Consider the following 22,396-nt stretch of genomic DNA (forward strand, 5'->3'; position numbering starts at 1 on the left):
CCCTCTTCGCGCCGGCTGGTTCGTATCGAATCGGTTCTGTGGTGCAACGGCGAGCGGCCGCCACCGGCTGGAGTCAGTACACCGCATCAATTCGGGAAGATTCCGTTGATGTCGATCTTGTACTGCAACATCCTGCGCTGCGCCTCCATGTCTTCCTGCACGGTCGGCACGTACGGCGCATCCCAGCGCACGCCGTCGACATAGACGGTTCGCCAGCGCAGGTAGCCCCACACGAACGAAAACTCGCGCCCCGAATTCTGCAGCGCGAGCCCGCCCGTCACTTTCGGGTCGGTCAGGATCGCGCTGTCCGTCGGCGCCGCCGGATCCTTCGCGGCGCGCGCCTTCTGCGCCGCCTGCTGCGCGGCGTCGTAGCGTTTCAGGATGTCGGCCTGAGGCGCGGTCAGCGGCGATCGCGGCTCGGGTTCAGGTGCGACGTTGATCGCGGGCCCGAGCCCCAGCGCGCCGGCACCCACCATCTGCATGATCTGCGACGGCCCCGGCACGCCGCTCTCCTGGCGTTTCTTCCACGCGGCATGCTGCCGCTCGAAATCGGCCTGCCGGGTTTTCAGCGCCTTGATCTGCTTGTGGTTCCACACGTCGTCATCGTCGCCGAGCGGCTTGAACCACGCGCGCGAGTCGTGCATGAAATTGTCGTACAGCGCACTGATCGGCGCTTCCGGCGGCCCCATGTTCCAGTCGCCCCGCACCTCGAGCCACTGCTTCCATTTCTCGTCGAGCTGCTGCTGGAAGAATGCTTCAGCGCGCTTCGCGCTCGTGCGCACCAGCGGGCCGACGACCGGAATCGCCGATTCCAGGCCCGCGGCAACCGGCAGCACGGCCGGCGAAATGACGGCCGCCGCCTTCGGGTTGAGCGTGATCTTCCGGCTGACCGCGTTGCCCGCGTACCGTTTCACGGTCGGACCGCCCGCCTTCTCGCACTCCAGCAGGTCGCGCCACTCGAGCCGCAGCTCCTCGTTCGCGCTGTCGAGATCGACGGCATCCTGCTGATAGGCCGCTCTCGCGGCGGCATACGACGGTTGCGCGCGCAGGTTGTCGAGCCGCATCTTGCGCCAGCGCAGGTAAAGGCCGTAGTGCGCGCGCATCAGGCCGGGCGTGCCGTGCTCCTTCGCGTAGTAGTAATCCGCGCTCGTACTGACGTAGGACGAGAACGCGCGCTTGAGCGCCGGGGAAATCGCGAACGCCGACGCCGCTTCCGCGGCGACGCCCGGCCCCTTGATGTCGAGCGGCACGCCGGCCTTGCGCGCTTCGCGATACATGTCGAGCAGCGGCACCTGCGACAGCTTGTCGGCATCGCTCGTGCCGCGCCCCTGCTCGCCCGGCCCGTAGCCGCCGCCGACATCCGAATGCACGCCCGGATAGACGATCTCCTCGCGCCCGCCGAGCGACGAATTGATCAGGTCGAGCGGAAACGACCCGCGCGGCTCGTGCGCGGCGACCATGTGCACGCAGCGGCGCACGTAGCCCGGCACCGCCATCAATTCCTTGCGCCCCCAACCGCCGTGCCCGTCGAACAACGTCGCGGCCGTGCTCTGCGCGATGCCGACCGACGCGACCGTATCGAAGAGGCCGAGATAGTCGTACGACACGGGCACGCCGCACAAACTGAAATCCGGATCGAGCGCATCGGCCAGCCAGTTCGAGAACGTGCGCGCCTCGGCCGCGCCACGCGAAAAACCGAACACGTACAGCCGGATCCGCTGCAGCTTCGGCTTGCCTTTCGCCAGTTGATCGCCGACGCGCTCTTTGAGATGCGCGCAACGGGCACGCAACGCCGTGCGACGCTTGTCGTCCCACGCGCGCATCGTCCTGGTCCAGTTCGCCGTGTCGGCCTCACCCTTCAGCTGCGCCCAGATCGTGTCGCGATCCCAGGTCAGCTCGATACCGTTCTGCTCGGCCGCCATCAACTTGAGCGCGCCGACACCCGCATTCTCGCGTGCGTTGATGTCGCCGAGGCTGCCCGGCTTCGGCGGCGTGCCGCCGAGATTGATGCCCTTGAAATTCAGGTCGAGGCTGACGGCCTTCGCGAGTTCCCGGTCGCTCTTGCCGAGCGCCGCGGAAAGCGAATTGCCGAACGCGTGCGCATGCACGACGTTGTGGATCTGCAGTAGCGCCCAGTTGATACGCCCCTCGCCGGCCCAGCCCGTCGCGGCGCCCGCCGCGGCCTGCAGGCCGACGCCCTGGTCGCCGACCTCGTCGACGAACGGCGTGCCGACACCCGCCACATAGATGGCGCGGTGGTACTTGTCGCGGGGAAACACGTCGAACAGACGCGCGACGTTGCTGTGCTTGCCACCCGCACGATCGCGATCGGCGTTGTTGCGCGTGCCGTCGAAGAAGATGCCGACATGCAGCGTCTTGCAGCAGCTCATCCCGTCGTCATCGTGGAGCCGGCGCATGATCGCGTCCTGCTCCTCCTTGGTCACGACTCCCACGTCCTGCCGATCGGCGCTCGCGAACCGGAAACTCATCGCGCGATCCTCTTGTCGGGATGCGGACAGCGCGCATCATCGTTCCGTAACGTGAAGTTCCCCGGGCAGGCCTCGTCGGGCGCCTGGAGGTTTTCCGGAAAGCCCCGGTATCCGGGCATCCACTGCGAGGCGTAGACCTTGATACGGTCATGCGGGAAAAACAGGACCCACAGGAATCCGTCGGAAAATGCGTCGTAGCGCTCGACCGGCACGACCCGGCTCGCGAGCGCCTTCGGATCCTTCCTGTACAGGTTGTCGTCGCGCCATTGCACGTTGACGGTCAGGCCCGGATGCCACTGCTTCGGCAACGCGACACAGCAGACGATCGCGCCGCCGCCGCTGCCGATGCGCGCCGGCACCGTCCCGCCCCACGTGCCGTCGACATAGAACGCGCCGACCGGCACGTCGGTGTAGTTGAGGGCATTGAGCTTCAGTGCCATCGTAGCGGGCGCCGCAACCGGCGCAGCCGGTGCGTCCTGCGCCGCCGACGCGGGCCGCGGCAGCTCGATTGCCCGCGCGAACCCGACCGTCCCCAGCATGATGGCCACGCACATCAGCAGCCGGGCAACAATCGTCGTGGAACCGCCGTTCAAACTCATCTCTTGATCCTCTTGTCCGACGCCGTCCGGCGCAGGTCGTTATCCACTCCGCGATGCATCGCACGCACGTTCGCCGGCAAGTGCCGGGCCCTCGTCCGCATGCGCGTGAACCCGTGTCGCACTACGCGGACGACGCGGCCGGCAGCGACTCCGTCACGAGCAAGCCGGCCGCCTCGAGCGCATCGAGCGCGGCCCGCGAGGCTGCCGCGGGCGGCCCGTCGTGACGCGCCCACGCCGCGCTCACGCACGCATGCGCCTGCGACGGCGTGCCAACCAGCCGGCCGAAGCTTTCCGGCCGCTGGCGCACGTGAAAAATCAGCGTGTCGATCTTCGCCGCCTGCCGCAGCCGTTCGACCTGGTGTTCGTCGAGCACATACGGCTCCCCGCTTCGCCCCGCATCCGCGGCGCGCGCGGGCGCCCCGTCCGCGGCGTCGAGATCGAGCGCCACGCACTTTCCCGTACGGTCGAACACGTGCCACGCGTCGATGCCGTCCGTGAAGCGGCGGCGCTGCGCCGGCGTGAGCGCAGCGAGCCACGCTGGCAGACCGCGCGTGTCGGCCAGACGCACGAGAAACGCTTCGCCGTCGGCCGCCGCACTCGCTTCGAGCTGTCCGCGCAAATGCGCAACGAGGGCATCCGTATCACGCGTACCGGACAACAGGCTCACCATCGGCCGCCCGGACGTCTCGCGCAGCACGGTCTCGAACAGCGCCGTGCGCGCCTTCTCGTCGGCAGGCAGCGGCACGACGCACGGCGAAATCGACATCAGGTCGGCGCCGTCGTACACGCCTTCGTACAGCGCGACGACACGATCGTTGCGGCCGGACACGGGCAGCCGGTCGCGCAACGCCGGCGCGAAGCCCATGTCGAGCAGCAGGTGCCAGCGGCCGTTCTCCGGAACCGGCGGCTCGAACAGCGCGCGCAGCCGGTCCAGCGTCTCGTCGGGATAACGGTCGATCCAGTCGGGTGTATCGATCGTCATGCTCAGATCGCCTTGCCCGCGAGCACGCTGCCCGACTGCATCGCATGCAGCAGGCACTCGACGACACCTTCTCGGGAAACTGCGGCAACGGCGTGCTCATCTGCTCCGGGCCCACGAATGCGTGCTGCGCGGCATACACGACGAATTTGCCCGGGCAGCCGAACGTGACGTCGCCGCCTTCGATCGTCACGTGTGCACCGCCACTCACCGCCAGATGCACGGTCTTCTTCGCGGCGATCTCGACGTCCGCGCTCGCGGACGCGACCTTCAGGTCGTCGCGCGCACGCAGGCCGAGCACATCGCGCTGGGCCTGCAACGTCAGGCCGTCCCGGCCGGCGATCACGCTAATGCCGACGCCGTTCGCGTGGCCTGCGCCGGCCAGCCACCCGATGCCCTGCCCGCCGTGGATGCGCAACTGCTGCGCGACGGCGAGATTGAAGTCGGCACCGCTGCCGAGCGACAGCGTTTCACCGGCCGCCCACTGCAACGCCTGCCCGGCGACCAGCCCGTGCTCGCCCTGTGCCTCGATGCCGAGCACGGCGTCGCCGGTATGCGGCAGCGCGTTGCCGGTCGAGCGCTGCGCCGCGTCGGCCGATGCCTGCGCAAAGCCGTTCGCACCGACCGTCGTCGCAAAGCTCTGCTCGAGCGCATCGAGCGGTGCGGCACTGCCGTTCAACGACGACTGGCCGGCCTGCTCGACGCCGCGCCGGGCAGCGAACGGCAACGTGCCATGCGTGTCGGCGGTCCGGTCGAACCGGCCGACCAGCGCGATCTGCCGTGCCAGCAGCGCCTGCAGTGCGGACGCATCGCCAGCCGGCTGCGCGGCACCGGCAGGTGCGTAACTCGACACCAGCATGCCGCGCGTCGCGCGCACCGCACCGTATGCGTCCGAACGCAGTTCGACGCCCTGCCCGCGGAAACTGCCGAGATAGTTGTCGGACTGATGCCGCAGATGGCCGAGGTTGAGCTGCGTCGCCGCGTGCGTCGTCGCCATCTGCATGCGCCCCATGCCGTCGGTATCGTCGGCGACGAGCTGATTGTGGCCCTGCCCGTCGAACCCCTGACTCTTGAAGCCCGACAGCGCACCGGCGTGGTTGTGGCGCTCGGCGCCGCCGCCGGCACCGTGCCACGCCGGGCTGTGCCCGCTCGCGAGATTGCCCTGCGCGCTCGGCGCGTGATCGCCCGCCTGCGTATAGATCGACGCATCAAGCGGCTGGCCGGTCGCACCGCCCGGCGAAGGCGACTCGCCGCCCTCGCCGCGGCCGTTGAACAGCCCGCCGAGCACGATCGGACGATGCACGAGCCCGTGATGGAACTGCACGAGCACCTCATGGCCGATGCGCGGTACCTGCTGGAGACCGTGCCCTTCACTCGCGAGCCGCTGGATCGCACGCGTCGGATACGTACCCGTGTCGTCTTCCGCCTGCCAGTGGAAACGGACGCGCAACCGGCCCTGCGCATCGGCATGCACCGGCCCCGTCGCGCCGGGCCGGGATTCACCCGCCGGACCGACGACGATCGCGGTCTGCGCGCCGAGCGCCGTCGGGCGCGGATTGAGGCGCTGGCCGGTACCGTCCGCCAGCGTCGGCCGCCACACCTGGGTGCGCGGCACCGCATCGAACCGGTTCGCGTAGCCGCCCGCTTGCGCCTGCCTGAGCACGCGCGGATCGAGCGCCGTCGGCGGCAACGGTCCAAGCTGCCGCTCGACGGCCTGCATCACGGTATCGGGAAGGTTGTTGATGCCGAAGTGCTCGACATCGGTCACGAGAAAGGCGTCCGGCGGCGCGACGCCGCGCGCGCCTTGCCATCCCGTCTCGACGATTCTCAGCGCGCGGCCGGCACGCGCGGTACGCAGCGTGCCGTAGCCGGTCCAGCGACACGCGCGCGACACGATCGCATCGGCGTGCCGCCGTGCGGTGTCTTCCGCTTCGCGCCAGCTGTCGAACGCTTCGGGGCCCACGTCGTCGTAAAGCTCGCGCGCGCCATTCGGCCGACCGAGGCCGGCCCCCGCGGTGGTCGCCTGGTTCGCGCGGTAGTCGCTGCTGATCAGCGTGATGCGATCGGCCGTCAGCGACAGCGACTGCCCGATCCCGAGGATCACCTCGTCGGTGCCGGTCGCCGTGCCGCTCGACCGGCGCGGCACCCCGCCGCGCCGCGCGGACGTGTCGTCCTCGGCCAGTTGCGCGCTGTCGTCGAAGATCAGCATCGCATGACCGGCGGGCGCATCCTCGTCTTCGACGAAGCAGAAGCCGAGGCCGGCCTCGGCCAGCAGATGCTGCACGAATTCGTAGTGCGTGTGCGTCCGGTACTGCACGCGGTACGCACAGGGGCCCAGCGCATCGATACGCCGGCTCGCATCCGGCGTCAGGCGCCATCGCGCGATCCCGGCGTACGGCGCGAACACCGTGTCGAGCACGTCGGCGAGCGTCTGGTTCACGAAGGTTCGCTCGTCGCGCGCATGCGTCAATGCCGCAAGCCACGGCACGATCCCGAGGTGGTAGCGCGCGAGGCCCGCATCGTAGCCGATGCACTCGGTTTCCGCGACGAGCCCGCTGCGCAGCGTCGTCGTCCCGTCCGCCAGCGTGGTGCGAATCGCCGCGCGCTGCCCGAGCATCGCGTCGAGGTCCAGCGCCGGATCGGTCGACAGCGCATGGACGTCCCACTGAAAGAGATCGGAGAGCGATTCACGACCGGTCCAGCGTTCGACTTGAAACGCAGCAAGCGCGCCGGATCCTTCCAGCGAATACAGGCGATTGAATGCGCCGAAAAGTGACGCAAATTCCGCGATGACGCTCATGCGATTCCCGCTCTCTCAGGATTTGACGTTTTTAAATGCATATTGCTGCGACGAACACGGGACGACGGATGATCACCGGCAGCGCGACTGCCGCCCCCAAACCGGATCGGCATGCGCATGCCTTCTGCATGACCCTGCATGGAATGCCGGCTGCCCCGCTGTCAAACGGGATTCACGCAAGCCCGGCAATGTAATACGACCCCTATTTTTAGCTTACTATTTTAGATTACGTTGTGCCGCTTCGCCATAGGCAAACGAGCCTAGTGATTTAAAACACAAAACCTTGACGCACGGTCTTCTCGCCCGACAATGACGCCGACCGGGTTACCGGGCAGATGAATATTCGATGAAAGACGGTATTAATTTCCGTAAGGTAATAACTACCTGACGGACGATTTTCATTACGAACATTACGCGATGTAAAATGCGCCAGCGTGCGGCGCGGCGGTGCGCTTCACCCGCACCGACAGCCATTCAGCCAGGAGACCAACTCGATGACAACGCCCTTCATTGTTCTTGGCGACAAGCACAGCCACGGCGGCACCGTCACCAGCGCGTCCTCCATGTCGTCGGTCGCCGGCCGCGGCATCGCGCGCCGCAACGACACGGTGACGTGCCCGGTGCACGGACCGAATTACATCGTCGACGGCGACGACACGATGATCGTGCAAGGCGAAGGCGTCGCGCGCGATGGCTACAAGACCGCCTGCGGCGCCGTGCTGATCGCGAGTCGGTCAACGGGCAGCGACGGCACCTGATACACGACACGCACAAACACAAGCACAAGCACGTCACGAGAGGAAACGACGGGATGATCACGGGGTTGCGCGGAACGGCGTGGATTGCAGCGATATTCGTTGCAGTGTGGGCCGCCGTCCTTGTCTGGTGGAAAACGACCTACCATGCGCCGACTGCGCGGGAACTGCTGCTGTGCGGCCTCGTGCTGCCGGCGGCACTCGCCATTTGCGCGGCATGGGCGCGCCGGACATTCACCCCGCGCACGCCGGCCGGCGCCGCGGCCCCCGCGGCTGCGCTCGCGCCGCAGGCCGCACCGGATGCGCAGGATGCCGCGTCGCACACGTGGACGGCGCTGGTGCTCGACAGCAGCGTCAGGCTGCCGACGGGCGAAACGACCGCCGAGATCGACGCGGTGGCTCGGGAACAGCGCCCGATCCAGCTGCATCCCGATCTGCAACGCCCCGATGGCACGGGCGTCTTTGCGAGCACCGTCGAATCGGTGTCGCTTGACCGCCTCGACAAGCGCCTGCTGCCGCCCGACGCCGGCGAAACGCTGAAGGACGAGCACTGGCGCGGGCTGCTGCTGGCGGCCGACGCGCTCGACGAATTGCGCGAGCGTCACGCCGCCTTGTCCGGCGCGGGCGCCGATGCGGCACCGCTCAAGCTGCATCTGCTGATGCCCGGGCGCTGGCAGCCGGTGGCGTCGACGCTCGCCGCATGGCTCGATGCGCATACGGCACGCGCTCCGATCCCCCCCGGCATCGCCCGCGTGCAACTGCGCACGGTCGACGATCCGGTGCAGGCGTGGGCCCTCGTCGACGAGCTGATCCAGGCCGTGCACCTGCAGCCCGCCGGCGATCTTCACATCGTGCTCGCCTTCGATTCGACCGCCAGCCAGGATGCCGTCGACGCGCTGGATCGTGCAGGCCGGCTTTACGGCCGCGATCGTCCAAACGGCCTCACCCCCGGTGAAGGGGCATGCGCGCTGCTGCTCGCCCATCCCGATGCACCGCATGCGACACCGGTCGCGTCGGTTCACCGGCTTGCGTCCGCGCGCCGCCCGACGTCCGCCGACCACGGCAAGACGGAATCGGCCACGCTCGGGCAGTTGCTCGATGCGGCGCGCGCCCGGCTCACCGCGCGCTACCCTGACCTGTCGGCACCGCGGCTCGTCAGCGATGCCGACCTGCGCAGCAGCCGTCGCACCGAGATCGTGAGTGTCGCCGAACAGGCATGGGGAGACGATGCGACGGAGCGCTGCCGGCATCTCGGGCTCGCCAACGGCACCAGCGGCACCGCGCTCGCACTGACTGCGCTGGCCGTCGCCGCGGATCGCGCGACCGAGGATCGGCAAGCCGTGTTCGCGGTATCGATCAGCGACCCGCTCGAACGTGGCGTGATGCTCGTCACGCCCGCACTGCCGACCGAGGCGGCGGCACCCGCCCTGCAACCGCTGACGGCGGCCGCCTGAGCGGTCGCGGCGACGGGTAGACCAGCGGCCGCTACAGCAGCATCGCCGTACCGGGCCGCCTCGCACAGCGAAACAGCTCGGCCCCGCTGCGGCCCGACACCATCACCAGCTGCGTGAACGCATTCGGTGCCGCGAATTCGCCGAGCAAGCGATCCAGCACCTGCGCAAAAGCGTGGACGCCGGTTCCCGCCAACCCGTCCTCGTCCACGACCACGCGAATCTCCAGCCCGCGCACCACGCTCGCAAACGGCTTGCTGGACACCCATGCGGTCACGACCTGGTGCGTCACGTCGACGACACTGTCGATCTGCCGGACGGTAGCCGGCAAGCGGGCCATGTCGTGCAGCGCCAGCGCGTCGCGCACGGGCGCGGCACCGCCCGACAGTCGCACCGGATTGGCCGACAGCATCGACACGAGCCGCCACATCGCACCACGGTCGCCGCGAAACTGCCGTGACGGCGTCGGCCGGTGCAACAGGCCGATCCGCCGCGCAAGCGTGCCGCCCTCGAGCATCAATTCGCCCTCCGGTGTGCCGGGCGCCAGTTCGGTCGGCAGGTCGCGATTGCTGCAGGTAAGTTTCAGCACGAGCGCGGCCGGCGCCGCAACCGGCCGCAGCGAACGGTCGACGAAGCCCAGCGTCATCTCGCGTCCCGGTTCGCGCTTCGCCACCAGCGCATCGCGCTGCGTCCGCCAGTACAGCGCCGCATTCGGCGCCTGGCCGCCGTGATACAGCGCATGCAGCGGTCGATAGCCGACCGTGCGCTCGCCCTGCGGCGTCGCTTCGACCTGCGTCACGGTGTCCACCGAATGGATCTCGTACGCGAACGCGCTCTTGTCGTCGACCACGAGCGGATACATGTCCGCATCCGGCGATGCGGTATCCGGCCGGTGCCCGAGCTTGCCACCGGCACCGAACAGATTGACGACGGGCGTACAGCCGAGCAGCACATGCCCGGCGTCGAGCGGCGCCAGCGCGTGCGCGATCCGGGAATCCGCACCCACGTCCTTCAGCAGCAGATGCAGCGTGAAGCGCCTGCCGCCGATGCGTCCCGCACGGCGCAAGTCGCAATCGCAGAAATCGAATTTCTCCGGATACGCGAAGTACTCGGTCAGCAACGCATGAACGGGGTGTCCGACGACCGGTGGCGGAATCAGGCTCTCGTCGGGCTCGAAACCGACCGGCGAAAACGGCACGCGATCGAGCGCAACCCAGCGCCCGCCCTCGTCCGGCTCGACGAACGCCTGCAGCGCGTGAATCGACAGCGCGTCGTGCAACGCCGCGCGGAACAGCGGCTCGCCCCGCACATGGAGACGCGCGACGTCGAGCTTCAGATCGGCAATCGATGCATGCGGAGACTGAATCTCGAACGTGAACGAGATCTGCGCGCTCGCGTCCGGCCGCAGCCTGAGCGCGCGCGGCGCCTGGGCAACCGCGTGAAAGCGCGCGGCCGTCAGCCGCAGCGGCGACAACGTCACGTCGTACGCGGTCCGGAAAAAGATCTTTGCGCCCTTCACGGGCCGGCTGTACAACTCGGTGCCGCGTGGTATCACGACCGATGCCGACATCTGCGCGGCCCGACTCGCGTCGATCTCGAAGCACGCGATCGAACATGACGGAAACGGCCGCAGGAAGTGCGGATACAGCGCGTCGGCCAGCGCGGCCGTGAATTCCGGGTAGTCGTCGTCGATGCGGCGCGATACGCGTGCGCCGAGCAATGCAAACGACTCGAACAGGCGCTCGACATGCGGGTCGGCGCTGCTGGCATCGGCCCCGCTCGCGAGCTGCACGCGGGCCGCGATCTTCGGGTAGCGTCGCGCAAACTCCTTCGCCTGGTGGCGCAGAAGGTTCAGCTCACGCTCATAGAATGAAAGCAGGTCATCCATCGGCGAGTGTCGAAAACGCACCGCGCACCGCACCGGGGCCGGCCCTGGCAGGCTGCCCGCCACGCCGGGGGCGCGCATGTCGTCTTCGTACGGCAGGTTGGCATGCGGTCAAGGCGCCTCACTCTACCGGATTGATTCCGCGCAGTCCACGGATCATCCGGCGCGCGCACGACAGGCGATGAATCGACGTCGAAACGCGAACCGGTTGCCGGCGTGCCGTCTGACGTCGGCCGCAGCGGCCCGCGCAGCCACGCGCCGTTTCCTGCCGGGTGCAACGCGTTAGCCGCGCCGCACCCAGATCACCTTGCCGTCGCGAATGCCGAGATTGCGGCGTTCCTGTCGGTAATCCATCGTGCCGGGCAGTGCCTTGCCGTCGCGTTCGAGCACGCGCCACAGGCAGCCGTCCAGTTGCGCCGCCGCATCGGCCTCGGTCCTGCCGACCAGTGCGTCGTCCGGGCCCGCGTCCGCCTTGCAGGCCTGCGACGTGCCTGCCGGCTCGCCATTCATCACCATGCCGCCTGCGGTCGCGTTCTTCGTCTTCATGTCCGTACATCCCGCAAACGTTGCGCTCGCAACCAGCGCCATCATCATCGCGATCGTCTTCTTCATCGGCTTCTCCCTTTTCGCGCCCGGTGGATCATGGTCATGTGGGCATGCCAGCGCCGACCGGACGTTGCATGCATGTTCGGTTCCGCACGGCGCTGGCCGTTTCCGGACGGATGCCAGCCAGCGAACCGCGGCCTCGTGCCCGCCGGCCGCGCTGCTTCGGCGCACCGGTGTCGCCACCTCGGCCTGATGCCGAAGCCGCCAGCATGTTACCGCACGCTGCGCGGCGAGACGGCACGCGCAAGCGCCTGACCGTGCTCGACGCCATGGCCGAAACCAGCACCCCTCGGGACAGCTCGCTTCATTCCACTTGACTCGCCAGACGGCCACTCAGAACTTGTAGGTCGCGCCCACGATCCCGTAGTAGTTGCTGCGCGACTGGACGATCGGACTGTCGCCGTAGCGGCCGAGCAGCCGCGTCACGCCGCCGGTCGCGAGCACCGACCAGTGCTGCGACAGGGTCCAGTTCCATGCGACCGCCATCGACGCGCTGTCAATCCCGCCGCTCGTCGAGTACGGCCGGAACCGGCTCGTCATCGACTGTGCGTCGGTCACGCCGTAGAACGTCTGCGTATAGCGCCCCGAGCCCGCATGCACGGTGCCCGTCACGATGATCTCGTGCTGCGAGGTCTTGAACACCGGCACCGCGAGATCCATGTGCCCCGACACGCCGCGCGACGTGTGCGTCACGGGTGTGTCGATCGTGACGCTCAGTTCCGCCGCGTTGAACAGCGTCACGCCCGCACGCACGCCGACCAGCACCGAGCCCGGAATCCGGCCCATGCCCTTCAGGTAGGCGGAGCCTGGCATGTCGAAGCGGTTCTCGTCGGTGCGGCCCGCGTCGTAGCTCACCGCCGCCGACACGAACACGCCGTGCGGCAGGTCCAGCCGGTAGCCGGCGCCCTCGGTGCTGTCGATGAAGAAGCCGTTGCCGAACTTCGCGGAAAAGCCCGGCGCAACGACGCCGCGGGTCTGATTGCTGCCCTGATAGCGTGGCGCGAAACCGCCGCCGAGCGACAGCGAATACTGGTTTTCCGCGTGGGCGGCGGCGGCGAGGGTCAGGCCGGCAAGCGGCATGCAATAGCGGTAGCGGCGGAGTATTGGGCGCACAATATTGAGATAAGAGTGACGGAGCCCGCAGTCTAGGTGCCGCCCTGCGCCGAGACTGTCCTGAATCTTCGGGGAATCTGTGCTCAATTGTGTTCGATTGTTCGAGATTGTCGTCCCGCTCCCCCGGCCGTCGGTGCGCCGGATAGAATTCGCGTGCCGCGCCGCACACTGGCTTGCCCGTGTGTGAAATGGCGCGTGCATCTCGAGGAGACCATGAACGAAAATCCGCTCAAATACCGCGTACTGCTGATCGAGGACGACGACCGCTTGGCGCAACTCGTCCGCGAATACCTCGACGGCTATGAATTCGCGGTGACGGTCGTCCGGCGCGGCGACCTCGCCGTCGCGGCGGTGCGCGAGCACCAGCCGGCCCTCGTGATACTCGACCTGATGCTGCCGAACCTCGACGGGATGGAAGTCTGCCGGCGTATCCGCGCGTTCACCAACGTCCCCGTGCTGATCCTGACCGCGCGCCTGGACGTCTACGACCAGGTCGCGGGCCTCGAGACGGGCGCCGACGACTACGTGACGAAGCCGATCGAGCCGCGCGTACTGGTCGCCCGCGCCCGCGCGCTGCTGCGCCGTGCGCAGCCGGCCGCCGCCGAAGCGCCCGTGGCCGCGCCCGAAGCGCTCGTGTTCGGCGAACTGGCGATCTCGCCGCCGAACCGCACCGTCACGTGGCGCGGCGAGCCGGTCGACCTGAAGACCGCCGAATTCAACTTGCTGCTGATCCTCGCGCGCGCGGCCGGCACCGTGCTGAGCCGCGACGACATCCTCAAGCAGCTGCGCGGGATCGAGTTCGACGGACTCGACCGCTCGGTCGATTCCGGCATCTCGAAGCTGCGACGCCGCTTCGAGGATGCATCGTCGGAGCCGCACAAGATCAAGACGATCTGGGGCCGCGGCTACCTGTTCAGCCCTTCTGCGTGGGACGAATAAATGCTGCGTCCGTTGATCAGGCTGTACCTCGTCGTAATCCTGTTCGTCGCCGCGTCGATCCTGTTCATCCAGCTGTCGTTCGACCGGATCTTCTACGACCGCAGCGCGCAGGCGCAGCGCGACTCGTTGACCACCTATGCGTTCGTGCTCAACGACTACCTCGAGCGCCATCCGGGCGGGCAGCGCGAATTCGCGCTACGCGAGCTCGCGAAACACGGCAACGAAGGATTCGGCTTCCTGTCGATGGCCGCAGCCCGAGCGCAATTGAGCGGCGTGCCGCTGCGTGATCTCGATGCCGGCCGGATCGCGATCAGCTACAACGGCAAGGATTACTACATGCCGCTCGCGGACGGGTCGGTCCTGCATGCGCGGCCGATCGAAGCCTCCGATCTCGACATCAAGATCTATGCGTACCTGCTGCTCGCGCTCAGTACGCTGTTCGCGGTGGTGCTGTGGATTCATTATCACTGGCGCGACCTGCGCAAGCTGCAGGAAGCCGCCCGCGCATTCGGCACCGGCACGCTGTCGACGCGCGTGAAACTGTCCGGCAAGTCGAACATCTATGAACTGTCGCAGCAGTTCAACGACATGGCCGAGCGTATCGAGGCATCGATCAAGCAGCAGCGCGAAATGATGCACGGCATCTCGCACGAACTGAAGACGCCGCTCGCGCGGCTCGAATTCGGGCTCGCGCTGCTCGCCGAGCCTGACGAAACGGGACGGATGCGCGAACGCCGCGATGCGCTGCGGCGCGACGTGCGCGAACTCGACGAGCTTGTCACCGAGCTGCTGACGATCGGCCGGCTCGAACAGGGCGCGAGCCAGCTCGCGCCGATGGAAGTCGACGTCGATGCGCTGATCGACAGCGTCGCCGGCAACGTCGCGAACGACATCGCCGATCGCGGGATCACGCTCGATGTGTCGACGCTCGGCGCACCCGCCGCCCACGTGTGCGACCCGAAGCTGGTCGCCCGCGCGTTGCTGAACCTGATCCGCAACGGCGCGCGCTACGCCTCGCGCACGGTGCTGCTCGCAGCCGAGCGCGACGCATCCGGCGCGCTCGTGCTGAGTGTCGACGACGATGGCCCCGGCATCCCGGCCGCCGAACGCGCCCGCGTGTTCGAACCATTCCAGCGGCTCGACTCCAGCCGCGACCGGCAGACCGGCGGCTTCGGGCTCGGGCTCGCGATCGTGCGGCGTGTCGCGCAAGTGCATGGCGGCGACGTGCGGCTCGAGGATTCGCCGCTCGGCGGCGCACGCTTCGTGATCACGCTGCCCGCGCGAATGCTGCCCGACAATCTGTTCGATATGCCGGGCGCCCTCGCCCATGCCGACGCATTCGGCGGCAGCACGGGCGTGGCCGTCCCGCGGCAATGACGCGCGCGGCAGGCGCCCTCGCGGCCCTCGCGGCCCTCGCGGCCCTCGCTGCCCTCGCCCGACCGCTCGATTGCCCGACCGCCTGCCGCCGGCGCGTGCACGCCGCTCAGTGGCGGCGCAGCAGCGCGACGAAGAACAGGCTGCCGAACATCGCGGTCACGATCCCGATCGGCAGATCCTCCGGTGCCGCGAGCGTGCGGGCGGCCACATCGGCCCAGACGAGCAGGATCGCGCCGGTCAGCGCGGCCACCGGCAGCAGCCTGCCGTGCTCGGCGCCGACAACGCGCCGGCACAGATGCGGTGTCACGAGCCCGACGAAGCCGATCGCGCCACTCACCGCCACCATCGCCCCCGTCGCGAACGACGCGACGACGAACACCTCGCGCCGCATCCGCGCGCTCGGCACGCCGAGCGCCGCCGCGGCGACATCACCCGACATCAGCGCATTCAGTTCGCGCCGGCGCGCGTACAACGCACCGCCGGCGAGTACCGCGCACACGGCCGGCACCGGCAGCAGATCCCAGCGCGCGAGCCCGACGCCACCGAGCATCCAGAACAGCACCGACGACGCGGCGCGCTGGTCGCCGAGATACAGCAGCAGGTTGCCGAACGCGGCCATCATGAACGACACCGATACGCCCGCGAGCAGCAGCCGGTCCGATTCGAGCCGGCCGCGCCGGTAAGCGAGCGCGACGACGCAGGCGGTCGCGGCGAGTGCGCCCGCGAAGGCGGCAGCCGACAGCGTGAACGGGCCGAATGCCGCGCCGGCCATCACGGTGACCGCGACGGCGCCGAGCATCGCGCCCGCGCTCACGCCGAGCAGGTGCGGATCGGCCAGGCGGTTCGCGGTCGCCGCCTGCAGTGCCACGCCGACCGCGGCCAGCGTCGCGCCGACGATCGCGGCCAGCAGCGCGCGCGGCATCCGGATCAGCCAGACGATGCTGTCGTCGCCCGCCCCCGCCGCGAACGCGCCGGCCTCGCCGAACGCCGACACGATGTGCGTGGCGACGATTCGCACCGCGGCCGGCATCGCGATCGGCGCCGGCCCGAACGCGGCCGATGCCACGATCGACACGACCAGCAGCAGCGCCAGCACCGGCAGCACCACGCGCATGCCGGGCCGCGACGCCCGCACGCCCACGCTCATCGCACCGCCCCGGCGAACGCGGCCGGATACAGCGCGCGCGCCAGCGTCTCGACGGCCGCGACGTTCTCGGGGCCCGGTGTTGCCGCATCGTACGGAATCACGATGAAGCGCCGGTCGCGGATCGCGGCCACGCGCGCGAGCGACGGCTGGCTCAGCAGGAACTGCTGCTTCTGCGCAGCCGTCACGGCCGAATAGTCGACGATCACGATCACCTGCGGATCGCGCGCGACCACGCTTTCCCAGCTCACCTGCGTCCAGCTGCGCGGCACATCGGCCATCACGTTGCGCGCCCCGGCCGCCGCCAGCAGCGCGGTCGGCATCGCGAGCCCGCCGGCCGTCATCGGCTTGTCAGTGCCGCTGTCGTAGACGAACACGCGCAGCGGCTCCGGATGCCCGATCGCGCGCGACACCGCCGCGAGACGCGCGCGCATCGCTGCGACGACCTGCGCGGCGCGCGCGTCGACGCCGAAGATCCGGCCCAGATTGCTCAGGTCGCGGAACACGTCGTCGAACGAAGCAGCCGCCTGCTTCATCACGTGCGAGCACGATTCAGTCAGCTCGTATGTGCGGATGCCGAATGGCGCAAGCGTCGCGGGCGTCACCGGGCCGCCGACATGCATCCCGTAGTTCCAGCCCGCGAGATAGAAGTCGGCGCGCGCGGCCGCCAGCACCTCGAGCGACGGATACTGGCTCGCCAGCTCAGGCACGCCGCGCAGCGCGTCGCGCACGCGCGCGGTGCCGGTCTTCCAGCCGCCGATGCCGGTATAGCCGACGAGCCGGTCCTTCAAGCCGAGCACGAGCATCATCTCGGTCAGGTTCACGTCGTTGCTCACCGCGCGCGTCGGCGCGCGCTCGAACGTCACGTCGCGATCGCAACTGCGCACGGTGACGGGATAGGCCGCCGCCTGAGCGGCCGCGCAACCGAGCACGGTCGCGGCAACCAGCCGGCGGGATACGGACGACAACGACAAGGCGGAGAACAAGACAGGAAATGGCATGGTGGTCATTCCGGATGAAGCGGCGTGATGCGCGGCCGGCCCGTGACGGGATGGCGATCGACGAGCGCGGCGACGCCGAACACGTCGCGCAGCAGCGCTTCGGTCAGCACGTCGGCCGGCGTGCCCGATGCGACGATCCGGCCATGCGCGAGCACGTGGAGCCGGTCGCAATACGCGGCCGCGAGATTGAGGTCGTGAATCGTGGCGAGCGTCGCGATGCCGAGGCGCCGCACGCGCGCGAGCAGTTCGAGCTGATGGCGCAGGTCGAGGTGGTTGGTCGGTTCGTCGAGCAGCAGCAATTCCGGCTGCTGCGCGAGCGCGCGGGCCAGCAGCGCGCGCTGCTTCTCGCCGCCCGACAGCGACGCGAAGCGTTGCGCACGACGCTCGACGAGGCCGACGTCGTGCAGTGCGGTTTCGACGATCCGGCGATCGTCCACCGACTCCGCATCGAACGGCCCCTGGTGCGGCGTACGCCCCATGCCGACCAGTTCGTCGACCGTCAGCCCGAAATCGTCCGGCGTCTCCTGCTGCAGCACCGCGATGCGCTGCGCGACCGCGCGCGGCCGCATGCGCCACACGTCCTGCGCGTCGAGCGCGACACGGCCGGCATCGGGGCGCGCGTAACGGAACACGCAGCGCAGCAGGCTGGTCTTGCCGCTGCCGTTCGGGCCGACCAGCCCGACGAACTCGCCTGCGGCCACGCTCAGCGTCACCGAATCGAGCACGCTGATCGCGCCGCCGGGAGACCAGCTCACGCGTTCGATGTCGAGCATGTGCGCCACGGGAAGCTCGCCGCGCCGCACTAGAAGCGCATCGTCGCGACGAGCTCCGCCGAGCGCGACGGGCCGAGCAGCCATTGCTCGCCGCCGTTCGACGTCGTCACCGCATACGTGCGGTTCGCGAGATTGCGCAGGTACAGTGCCAGCTCGGTGCGCGACGTCGGCTGCCAGCGCAGCGACGCATCGAACACCGTGTACGACGGCACCTGCACGCGGTTCGCGTCGTCGCCGTACGTCGCGCCGACATAACGCACGCCCGCATTCGCCTGCCAGCGTTCGGCGAACGCCCAGCCGAGCCACAGGTTCGCCGTCTGCTGCGGCACGTTGGCCGGCGCATTGCCGGCGTGCGACACCGTCGCGCTGCCGACCTTCTGGTTGAACTCGTCATAACGCGCACGCAGCAGCGCGACGTTCGCATCGACCGTCCAGCCGTGCGGCAGCCGAGCGCCGCCCGTCAGCTCGATGCCGCGCGACGATTGCCGGCCGACCTGCTGGCGCAGCGCGGGATTGAACGGATCGGTGCTCAGCAGGTTGCGCTTCGTGATGTCGTACACGGCGAACGTCCAGTACGCGCGGCCGTCGAGCAACGTCTGCTTGACGCCGGCTTCCCACTGTTCGCCGGTCGCGAGCCGGTAGCTTGCCTGCGACGCGGACAGCGTCACGAGCGAGCCGAGGCCCTCTGCGCCCGTCGTGTACTGCGCGTACGCGCTGAGCGTCGGCGCGACTTCGAACACGAAGCCCGTGCGCCAGCCAACGTTCGCGAAGCGCTTGTCGAAGCCCGCGCCGGTTGCCGCCTGCTCGCGGCTGAACGCGATGTGGTCGTAGCGCAGGCCGCTCACCCACGCGAGCCGCGGCAGCACTTCGAGCCGGTTCTCGGCGAACACCGCGGCCTGCCGCGCCCGCGTGCTGAACTGCGGCACCGTCGGGTCGGGGCTCGTGAACACGCCGGGATCGAAGCCGTGCGCGGGCACCGTCGATTCGCCGCCGTACGGCGAATTGTTGGTGCCGCTGAACGTGATCTGACTGAATTCCGTGCCGACGACGAAGCGGTTTGCGCGGCCGAACAGCGTGCCGTCGAAGCGTGCGCTCAGCCGATCGCCGATCTGCCGCTGATGGTGGCCGATGTCGAGATAGTCGCTGCGCGTGACGAGACCCGTCGCGGCCTCGAGCGCATACGATTCGGCATTGCGCCAGTGGCGGTTCGACGTCAGGTAGTAGAGCTGGTTGTCGATCGTCACGCCGGCCGTCGGCCGGTAGCTGGCCGACAGGCGCGTCCACTGGTCGTAGTACGAAATCGTCGCATCGCCGACGTTGTAGTTGAGCTTGCGCAGCGACGGATCGAGCACGCCGTTCGGCGCCGGCACGCCATAGTAGGTCGCCGGCATCTGGCGGCCGTAGTCGAAGTCGAGCGTCAGCGTGAGCTTCGGGCTCACGTCGAATTTCAGCGCGCCGCCGACGGCCGTCGTATGCGTATCGGCCCGCTCGGCGAGACCGTTCGCGCGCGTATCGCTCGCATAAAAGCGATACGACAGCTGCGGGCCCAGCGCGCCCGTCGTATCGAACGCGGCGCGCTTCGCGCCGTCCGGTCCGACACCGACCTGCAGCGTCGTCTCGCGCGTGCGCTGCGGCCGCTTCGGCACGACGTTCACGACGCCGCCGATCGCCCCTTCGCCGTACAGCACCGACGCCGGGCCGCGCAGCACCTCGATGCGCTCGACCGACCACGTATCGAACGGAAACGTGATCGTGCCGGCGGCCGGCATCAGCCGCACGCCGTCGAGCAGCGTCATCACCGATTCCTGCCCGCTGAAACCGCGCACGCTCAATGCGGTGCCGCCGGTGCCGGGTGCCATCGCGCTCGAGAACCCCGCGGTGCGCGTCACCGCGTCGAGCACCGTGCGATCGCCGCGGGCGTCGATCGTGTCGGACGTGACCGTCTCGACGCTCGCGGGCGTATCGAGGCTCGCAAGCCCGAGCCGCGAGCCCGTTTCGAGCGGTTGCGTCAGCGGATCGGCCGGTGCGGATTGCGCACTGACGTTGATCGCCGGCAGCGCATGCCGCTCGTCCGCTGCGGGTGCGGCCACTTCGGCGGCCAACGCGCCGGAGGTCGCCATCGCGCAACCCACCAGGGTCGTGCAGCCGCGTGCACGCCACGCGCGGGTGGTCCGGCGCAGCGCGGCAGCGTGCCGCTCCCCGCGCGCCGGGTTGTTTCTGGTTTTCGTCACGTCGTATCGATCTTCGTCTGGAGTCGCCGCACGCGGCCGCACCGGGTAGCCCGGGCGGCCGGCGACGCGAAACGTCAGATGATACAAAATATCAATTCACTTCGTCAGGATTTTGTCAGCTTGTGCCGGGCGCCCGGCCGACGGGCGCCGCGCCGGCGTCTACAGCGGAAAACTGAACTGCACCCACAGCTTGTCGCCCTGCGGCCGGTTGCGCACCGCGAACTCGTGCTGGTATTTCACGACCACGCCCGACGCCGGCCCCCACATGTAACGCAGCTGCGGGCCGATCGCCACCGACTGCCCGCGAAAGCCGTCCGACGCGACCTTGATGCCGTCCTGCGTATCGTCGGTGAACTGCTTCAGGAACGTGCCCTGCACGCCGAGCTGAACGCGCCGGTCGATCGAATAGCCGATCAGGTAGTCGAGCACGGCGACCGCGCCCGAGTGGTACCGCGTCGCATGGTTCGGCGAATTCAGCTCCAGCAGCGTGGTTGTCGAGATCTCCCAGTCGCGGCCCGGAAACCAGGTCGTGCTGACGTACGGCAGGAACGCATACGTGTTCAGCCCCGTGTTCGCGATCCGGTTCGCCGCATACGCACCCGTCGGCACCGCGAACGACGGCGAGAAGAACGCGAAGAAGGTCTTCGATGCGTTCGCATAGTTGATCATGAACGGCTCGAGGATCAAGTCGCCGAGCGACGTGCGGTTGCCGGTGCCGCCCGGCGTCGACAGATGCAGGTGCACGATCGGCACGATCGCGCTGCTCGACAGCGAAAACGGCCCGAAGGTCGCGCCCCAGGTGTGGACCACGCGCGGCGTTTCCGCGACGACGCTCAGGTGGAATCCCGGCACCGCGCTGCCGCCGCTCGGTCCGGCAAACCGGTTCGATGCCGAGTACAGCGCGTAGTTGAAGTACTGCGTGTTGCCGGGCGGCGGGAGCATCCCGTTCAGCACCGTGTTGACGCCGAACGGATAGCTGATCTGCCCGTTCTCCGTGGCCGACGCCGGAGCCTGAATGGCCCCGGCGATCAGGAGTGCCAACGGCACCCGTCGCAATGCGAATTTCATGTCGTCTCCAGACCGGATTGTTATCGTGTCATCGCAAGCCGGGCATCGCAGGCCCGGGGAGACGCAATGTAATGCGCACGACAGCGGCGAAAAAGACGACGTTCAGGAGAACAGTTCTCCGTCACACGGAGAAATGCGCGACGGCGCAGCACCGGCCTGATATCAGCGGCCGACTTCCTTCCACTTGCGCGCGAGCTCGAGGCGTTCGAAACGCTCGATCAGGAACTCGGTAAACACGCGGATCTTCGCCGGCTGGTGACGGCGGCTCTGGTACGCGATGTTGACGGTGAGTGCCGGCAGTTGCCAGTCGGTGAGCACCGGCACCAGCTTCCCCGCGACGATATCGTCGTGGATGATGTAGAGCGGCTGGATCAGGATGCCGAGGCCCGCAAGCGCCGCGGCGCGGATCACCTGCCCTTCGTTCGCATCGAGCACGCTCTTGATCGTGACCGACTGCTTCCGCGCGCCGTGAAGGAAATGCAGGACGTACGGATCGTTCGCGAGGTTGTAGACCAGCAGCTGGTGGTCGCACAGCGCATCGGGCGTCGCCGGCGCGCCGTGCTTCGCCAGATATCCGGGCGACGCGGCCAGCACGCGTCGCGTCTCGGCGAGCTTGCGCACGGTGATGCCCGAATCCGCTTCATGCTCGCGCGTGCGGATCGCCACGTCGATGCCGGCCTCGATGAAATCCGGGTAGCGGTTCGCCGCGACGATCTGCACGTTCAGGTTCGGGTAGCGCCGGTGAAACTCCGGCAACGCCGGTGCGATATAGATCGACGCGAACGATACCGAAGCGGTCACGCGCAGCGTGCCGGCCGGATTGACGCTCGCTTCGTTGACCGCCGCATCGGCCTCCGACAGTTCCATCAGGATCGCGACGCAACGCCGGTGGTACTCGTGCCCCGCGTCGGTCAGCCACAGGCGGCGCGTGGTGCGCTCGACGAGCCGCGCACCCAGCCGCTCCTCCAGCGCGTTCAGGCAGCGGCTCGCCGCCGCGCTCGACATGCCGAGCCGCTCGGCGGCCTTCGACAGGCTGCCCAGCTCGGCGACCTGCACGAAAAATTCGATCTGCGTCCACTTGTCCATGCGTTCAATTCTTCCACCTGGCGGAGAACAAAACTCCTCCAAACCATCTTTTTTACGATTCAAGGAGGAATTAATGTTACGTCAACGCGCCATCCAACGA

At 68.5% G+C, this 22,396-nt stretch carries 16 protein-coding genes and 1 pseudogene; 4 read left to right on the forward strand and 13 right to left on the reverse strand.

All coding sequences use genetic code 11. The features are described 5' to 3' along the window. Positions 1-86 precede the first annotated feature (86 nt). The 4 genes and pseudogenes from LGN19_RS15555 to LGN19_RS15570 form a co-directional block, all read right to left on the reverse strand. A complete protein-coding gene (locus tag LGN19_RS15555) occupies positions 87-2,489 on the reverse strand; it encodes a phospholipase effector Tle1 domain-containing protein (protein WP_226215759.1) in 2,403 nt (800 codons plus the stop codon). Next, the gene (locus LGN19_RS15560) at positions 2,486-3,088 is read right to left on the reverse strand and encodes a DUF3304 domain-containing protein (RefSeq protein WP_226215761.1); all 603 of its coding nucleotides are present in this window, start codon (positions 3,086-3,088) and stop codon (positions 2,486-2,488) included. The genes LGN19_RS15555 and LGN19_RS15560 overlap by 4 nt, the downstream gene beginning before the upstream one ends. Before the next feature lie 121 nt (positions 3,089-3,209). Next, positions 3,210-4,070, reverse strand: a complete 861-nt coding sequence (locus tag LGN19_RS15565; protein WP_226215763.1) for a DUF4123 domain-containing protein — start codon at positions 4,068-4,070, stop codon at positions 3,210-3,212. A 2-nt stretch (positions 4,071-4,072) separates the two neighbouring features. After that, positions 4,073-6,867: pseudogene (locus LGN19_RS15570) on the reverse strand (type VI secretion system Vgr family protein). 494 nt (positions 6,868-7,361) lie between these two features. Between LGN19_RS15570 and LGN19_RS15575 the strand changes: the two are divergent. Further along, positions 7,362-7,625, forward strand: coding sequence for a PAAR domain-containing protein (locus LGN19_RS15575; RefSeq protein WP_122945045.1), 264 nt, complete (start codon positions 7,362-7,364; stop codon positions 7,623-7,625). 53 nt (positions 7,626-7,678) lie between these two features. Further along, complete coding sequence (locus LGN19_RS15580; RefSeq protein WP_226215765.1) at positions 7,679-9,076, forward strand: hypothetical protein; 1,398 nt, start codon at positions 7,679-7,681, stop codon at positions 9,074-9,076. A 31-nt stretch (positions 9,077-9,107) separates the two neighbouring features. Here LGN19_RS15580 and tssF read toward each other — a convergent pair whose 3' ends face one another. The 3 genes from tssF to LGN19_RS15595 all read right to left on the reverse strand — a co-directional run bounded on the left by tssF (position 9,108) and on the right by LGN19_RS15595 (position 12,644). After that, the gene (gene tssF, locus LGN19_RS15585; RefSeq protein WP_226215768.1) at positions 9,108-10,961 is read right to left on the reverse strand and encodes a type VI secretion system baseplate subunit TssF; all 1,854 of its coding nucleotides are present in this window, start codon (positions 10,959-10,961) and stop codon (positions 9,108-9,110) included. 279 nt (positions 10,962-11,240) lie between these two features. Beyond that, positions 11,241-11,570 (reverse strand): hypothetical protein, encoded by a 330-nt coding sequence (locus LGN19_RS15590; protein WP_122945042.1) that lies wholly within the window; start codon positions 11,568-11,570, stop codon positions 11,241-11,243. Between the two features lie 327 nt (positions 11,571-11,897). Next, the gene (locus LGN19_RS15595) at positions 11,898-12,644 is read right to left on the reverse strand and encodes a MipA/OmpV family protein (RefSeq protein WP_226215769.1); all 747 of its coding nucleotides are present in this window, start codon (positions 12,642-12,644) and stop codon (positions 11,898-11,900) included. Between the two features lie 246 nt (positions 12,645-12,890). Between LGN19_RS15595 and LGN19_RS15600 the strand changes: the two genes are divergently transcribed. Together LGN19_RS15600 and LGN19_RS15605 are read left to right on the forward strand one after the other, a co-directional pair. Then, complete coding sequence (locus LGN19_RS15600) at positions 12,891-13,616, forward strand: response regulator (RefSeq protein ID WP_226215770.1); 726 nt, start codon at positions 12,891-12,893, stop codon at positions 13,614-13,616. Next, positions 13,617-14,993, forward strand: a complete 1,377-nt coding sequence (locus LGN19_RS15605) for an ATP-binding protein (RefSeq protein ID WP_226215771.1) — start codon at positions 13,617-13,619, stop codon at positions 14,991-14,993. A gap of 106 nt (positions 14,994-15,099) precedes the next feature. Here the strand turns inward: LGN19_RS15605 and LGN19_RS15610 are convergent, their stop codons facing one another. The 6 genes from LGN19_RS15610 to LGN19_RS15635 form a co-directional block, all read right to left on the reverse strand. Further along, positions 15,100-16,140 carry a FecCD family ABC transporter permease gene (locus LGN19_RS15610; RefSeq protein ID WP_164462564.1) on the reverse strand — a complete coding sequence of 347 codons (1,041 nt, stop codon included), beginning with the start codon at positions 16,138-16,140 and terminating at the stop codon, positions 15,100-15,102. Continuing rightward, positions 16,137-17,147: an ABC transporter substrate-binding protein gene (locus LGN19_RS15615; protein ID WP_226215772.1), complete on the reverse strand. Its 1,011-nt coding sequence runs from the start codon at positions 17,145-17,147 to the stop codon at positions 16,137-16,139. Before LGN19_RS15615 ends, LGN19_RS15610 begins: the two co-directional genes overlap by 4 nt. Next, positions 17,144-17,911 carry an ABC transporter ATP-binding protein gene (locus LGN19_RS15620; protein ID WP_226215773.1) on the reverse strand — a complete coding sequence of 256 codons (768 nt, stop codon included), beginning with the start codon at positions 17,909-17,911 and terminating at the stop codon, positions 17,144-17,146. The genes LGN19_RS15615 and LGN19_RS15620 overlap by 4 nt, the downstream gene beginning before the upstream one ends. Positions 17,912-17,940: 29 nt before the next feature. Next, on the reverse strand, positions 17,941-20,031 hold the full coding sequence (locus LGN19_RS15625; RefSeq protein ID WP_226216026.1) for a TonB-dependent receptor: 2,091 nt from the start codon (positions 20,029-20,031) through the stop codon (positions 17,941-17,943). A 270-nt stretch (positions 20,032-20,301) separates the two neighbouring features. Continuing rightward, positions 20,302-21,210 (reverse strand): transporter, encoded by a 909-nt coding sequence (locus tag LGN19_RS15630; RefSeq protein ID WP_226215775.1) that lies wholly within the window; start codon positions 21,208-21,210, stop codon positions 20,302-20,304. Positions 21,211-21,372: 162 nt separating this feature from the next. Then, complete coding sequence (locus tag LGN19_RS15635) at positions 21,373-22,296, reverse strand: LysR family transcriptional regulator (RefSeq protein ID WP_226215777.1); 924 nt, start codon at positions 22,294-22,296, stop codon at positions 21,373-21,375. Between the last annotated feature and the right edge of the window lie 100 nt (positions 22,297-22,396).

Origin of the sequence: Burkholderia sp. AU30198 (assembly GCF_020419825.1) — a bacterium.
Lineage (GTDB): Bacteria > Pseudomonadota > Gammaproteobacteria > Burkholderiales > Burkholderiaceae > Burkholderia.

What these genes read in the sequence shown, in the direction of transcription:
- LGN19_RS15610 (WP_164462564.1), bottom strand. Translation starts at nt 16,140, where the DNA reads ATGAGCGTGGGCGTGCGGGCGTCGCGGCCCGGCATGCGCGTGGTGCTG.
- LGN19_RS15600 (WP_226215770.1), top strand. Translation starts at nt 12,891, where the DNA reads ATGAACGAAAATCCGCTCAAATACCGCGTACTGCTGATCGAGGACGAC.
- LGN19_RS15560 (WP_226215761.1), bottom strand. Translation starts at nt 3,088, where the DNA reads ATGAGTTTGAACGGCGGTTCCACGACGATTGTTGCCCGGCTGCTGATG.
- LGN19_RS15635 (WP_226215777.1), bottom strand. Translation starts at nt 22,296, where the DNA reads ATGGACAAGTGGACGCAGATCGAATTTTTCGTGCAGGTCGCCGAGCTG.
- LGN19_RS15590 (WP_122945042.1), bottom strand. Translation starts at nt 11,570, where the DNA reads ATGAAGAAGACGATCGCGATGATGATGGCGCTGGTTGCGAGCGCAACG.
- LGN19_RS15595 (WP_226215769.1), bottom strand. Translation starts at nt 12,644, where the DNA reads ATGCCGCTTGCCGGCCTGACCCTCGCCGCCGCCGCCCACGCGGAAAAC.
- LGN19_RS15620 (WP_226215773.1), bottom strand. Translation starts at nt 17,911, where the DNA reads ATGCTCGACATCGAACGCGTGAGCTGGTCTCCCGGCGGCGCGATCAGC.
- LGN19_RS15615 (WP_226215772.1), bottom strand. Translation starts at nt 17,147, where the DNA reads ATGACCACCATGCCATTTCCTGTCTTGTTCTCCGCCTTGTCGTTGTCG.
- tssF (WP_226215768.1), bottom strand. Translation starts at nt 10,961, where the DNA reads ATGGATGACCTGCTTTCATTCTATGAGCGTGAGCTGAACCTTCTGCGC.
- LGN19_RS15575 (WP_122945045.1), top strand. Translation starts at nt 7,362, where the DNA reads ATGACAACGCCCTTCATTGTTCTTGGCGACAAGCACAGCCACGGCGGC.
- LGN19_RS15565 (WP_226215763.1), bottom strand. Translation starts at nt 4,070, where the DNA reads ATGACGATCGATACACCCGACTGGATCGACCGTTATCCCGACGAGACG.
- LGN19_RS15580 (WP_226215765.1), top strand. Translation starts at nt 7,679, where the DNA reads ATGATCACGGGGTTGCGCGGAACGGCGTGGATTGCAGCGATATTCGTT.
- LGN19_RS15625 (WP_226216026.1), bottom strand. Translation starts at nt 20,031, where the DNA reads ATGGCGACCTCCGGCGCGTTGGCCGCCGAAGTGGCCGCACCCGCAGCG.
- LGN19_RS15555 (WP_226215759.1), bottom strand. Translation starts at nt 2,489, where the DNA reads ATGAGTTTCCGGTTCGCGAGCGCCGATCGGCAGGACGTGGGAGTCGTG.
- LGN19_RS15630 (WP_226215775.1), bottom strand. Translation starts at nt 21,210, where the DNA reads ATGAAATTCGCATTGCGACGGGTGCCGTTGGCACTCCTGATCGCCGGG.
- LGN19_RS15605 (WP_226215771.1), top strand. Translation starts at nt 13,617, where the DNA reads ATGCTGCGTCCGTTGATCAGGCTGTACCTCGTCGTAATCCTGTTCGTC.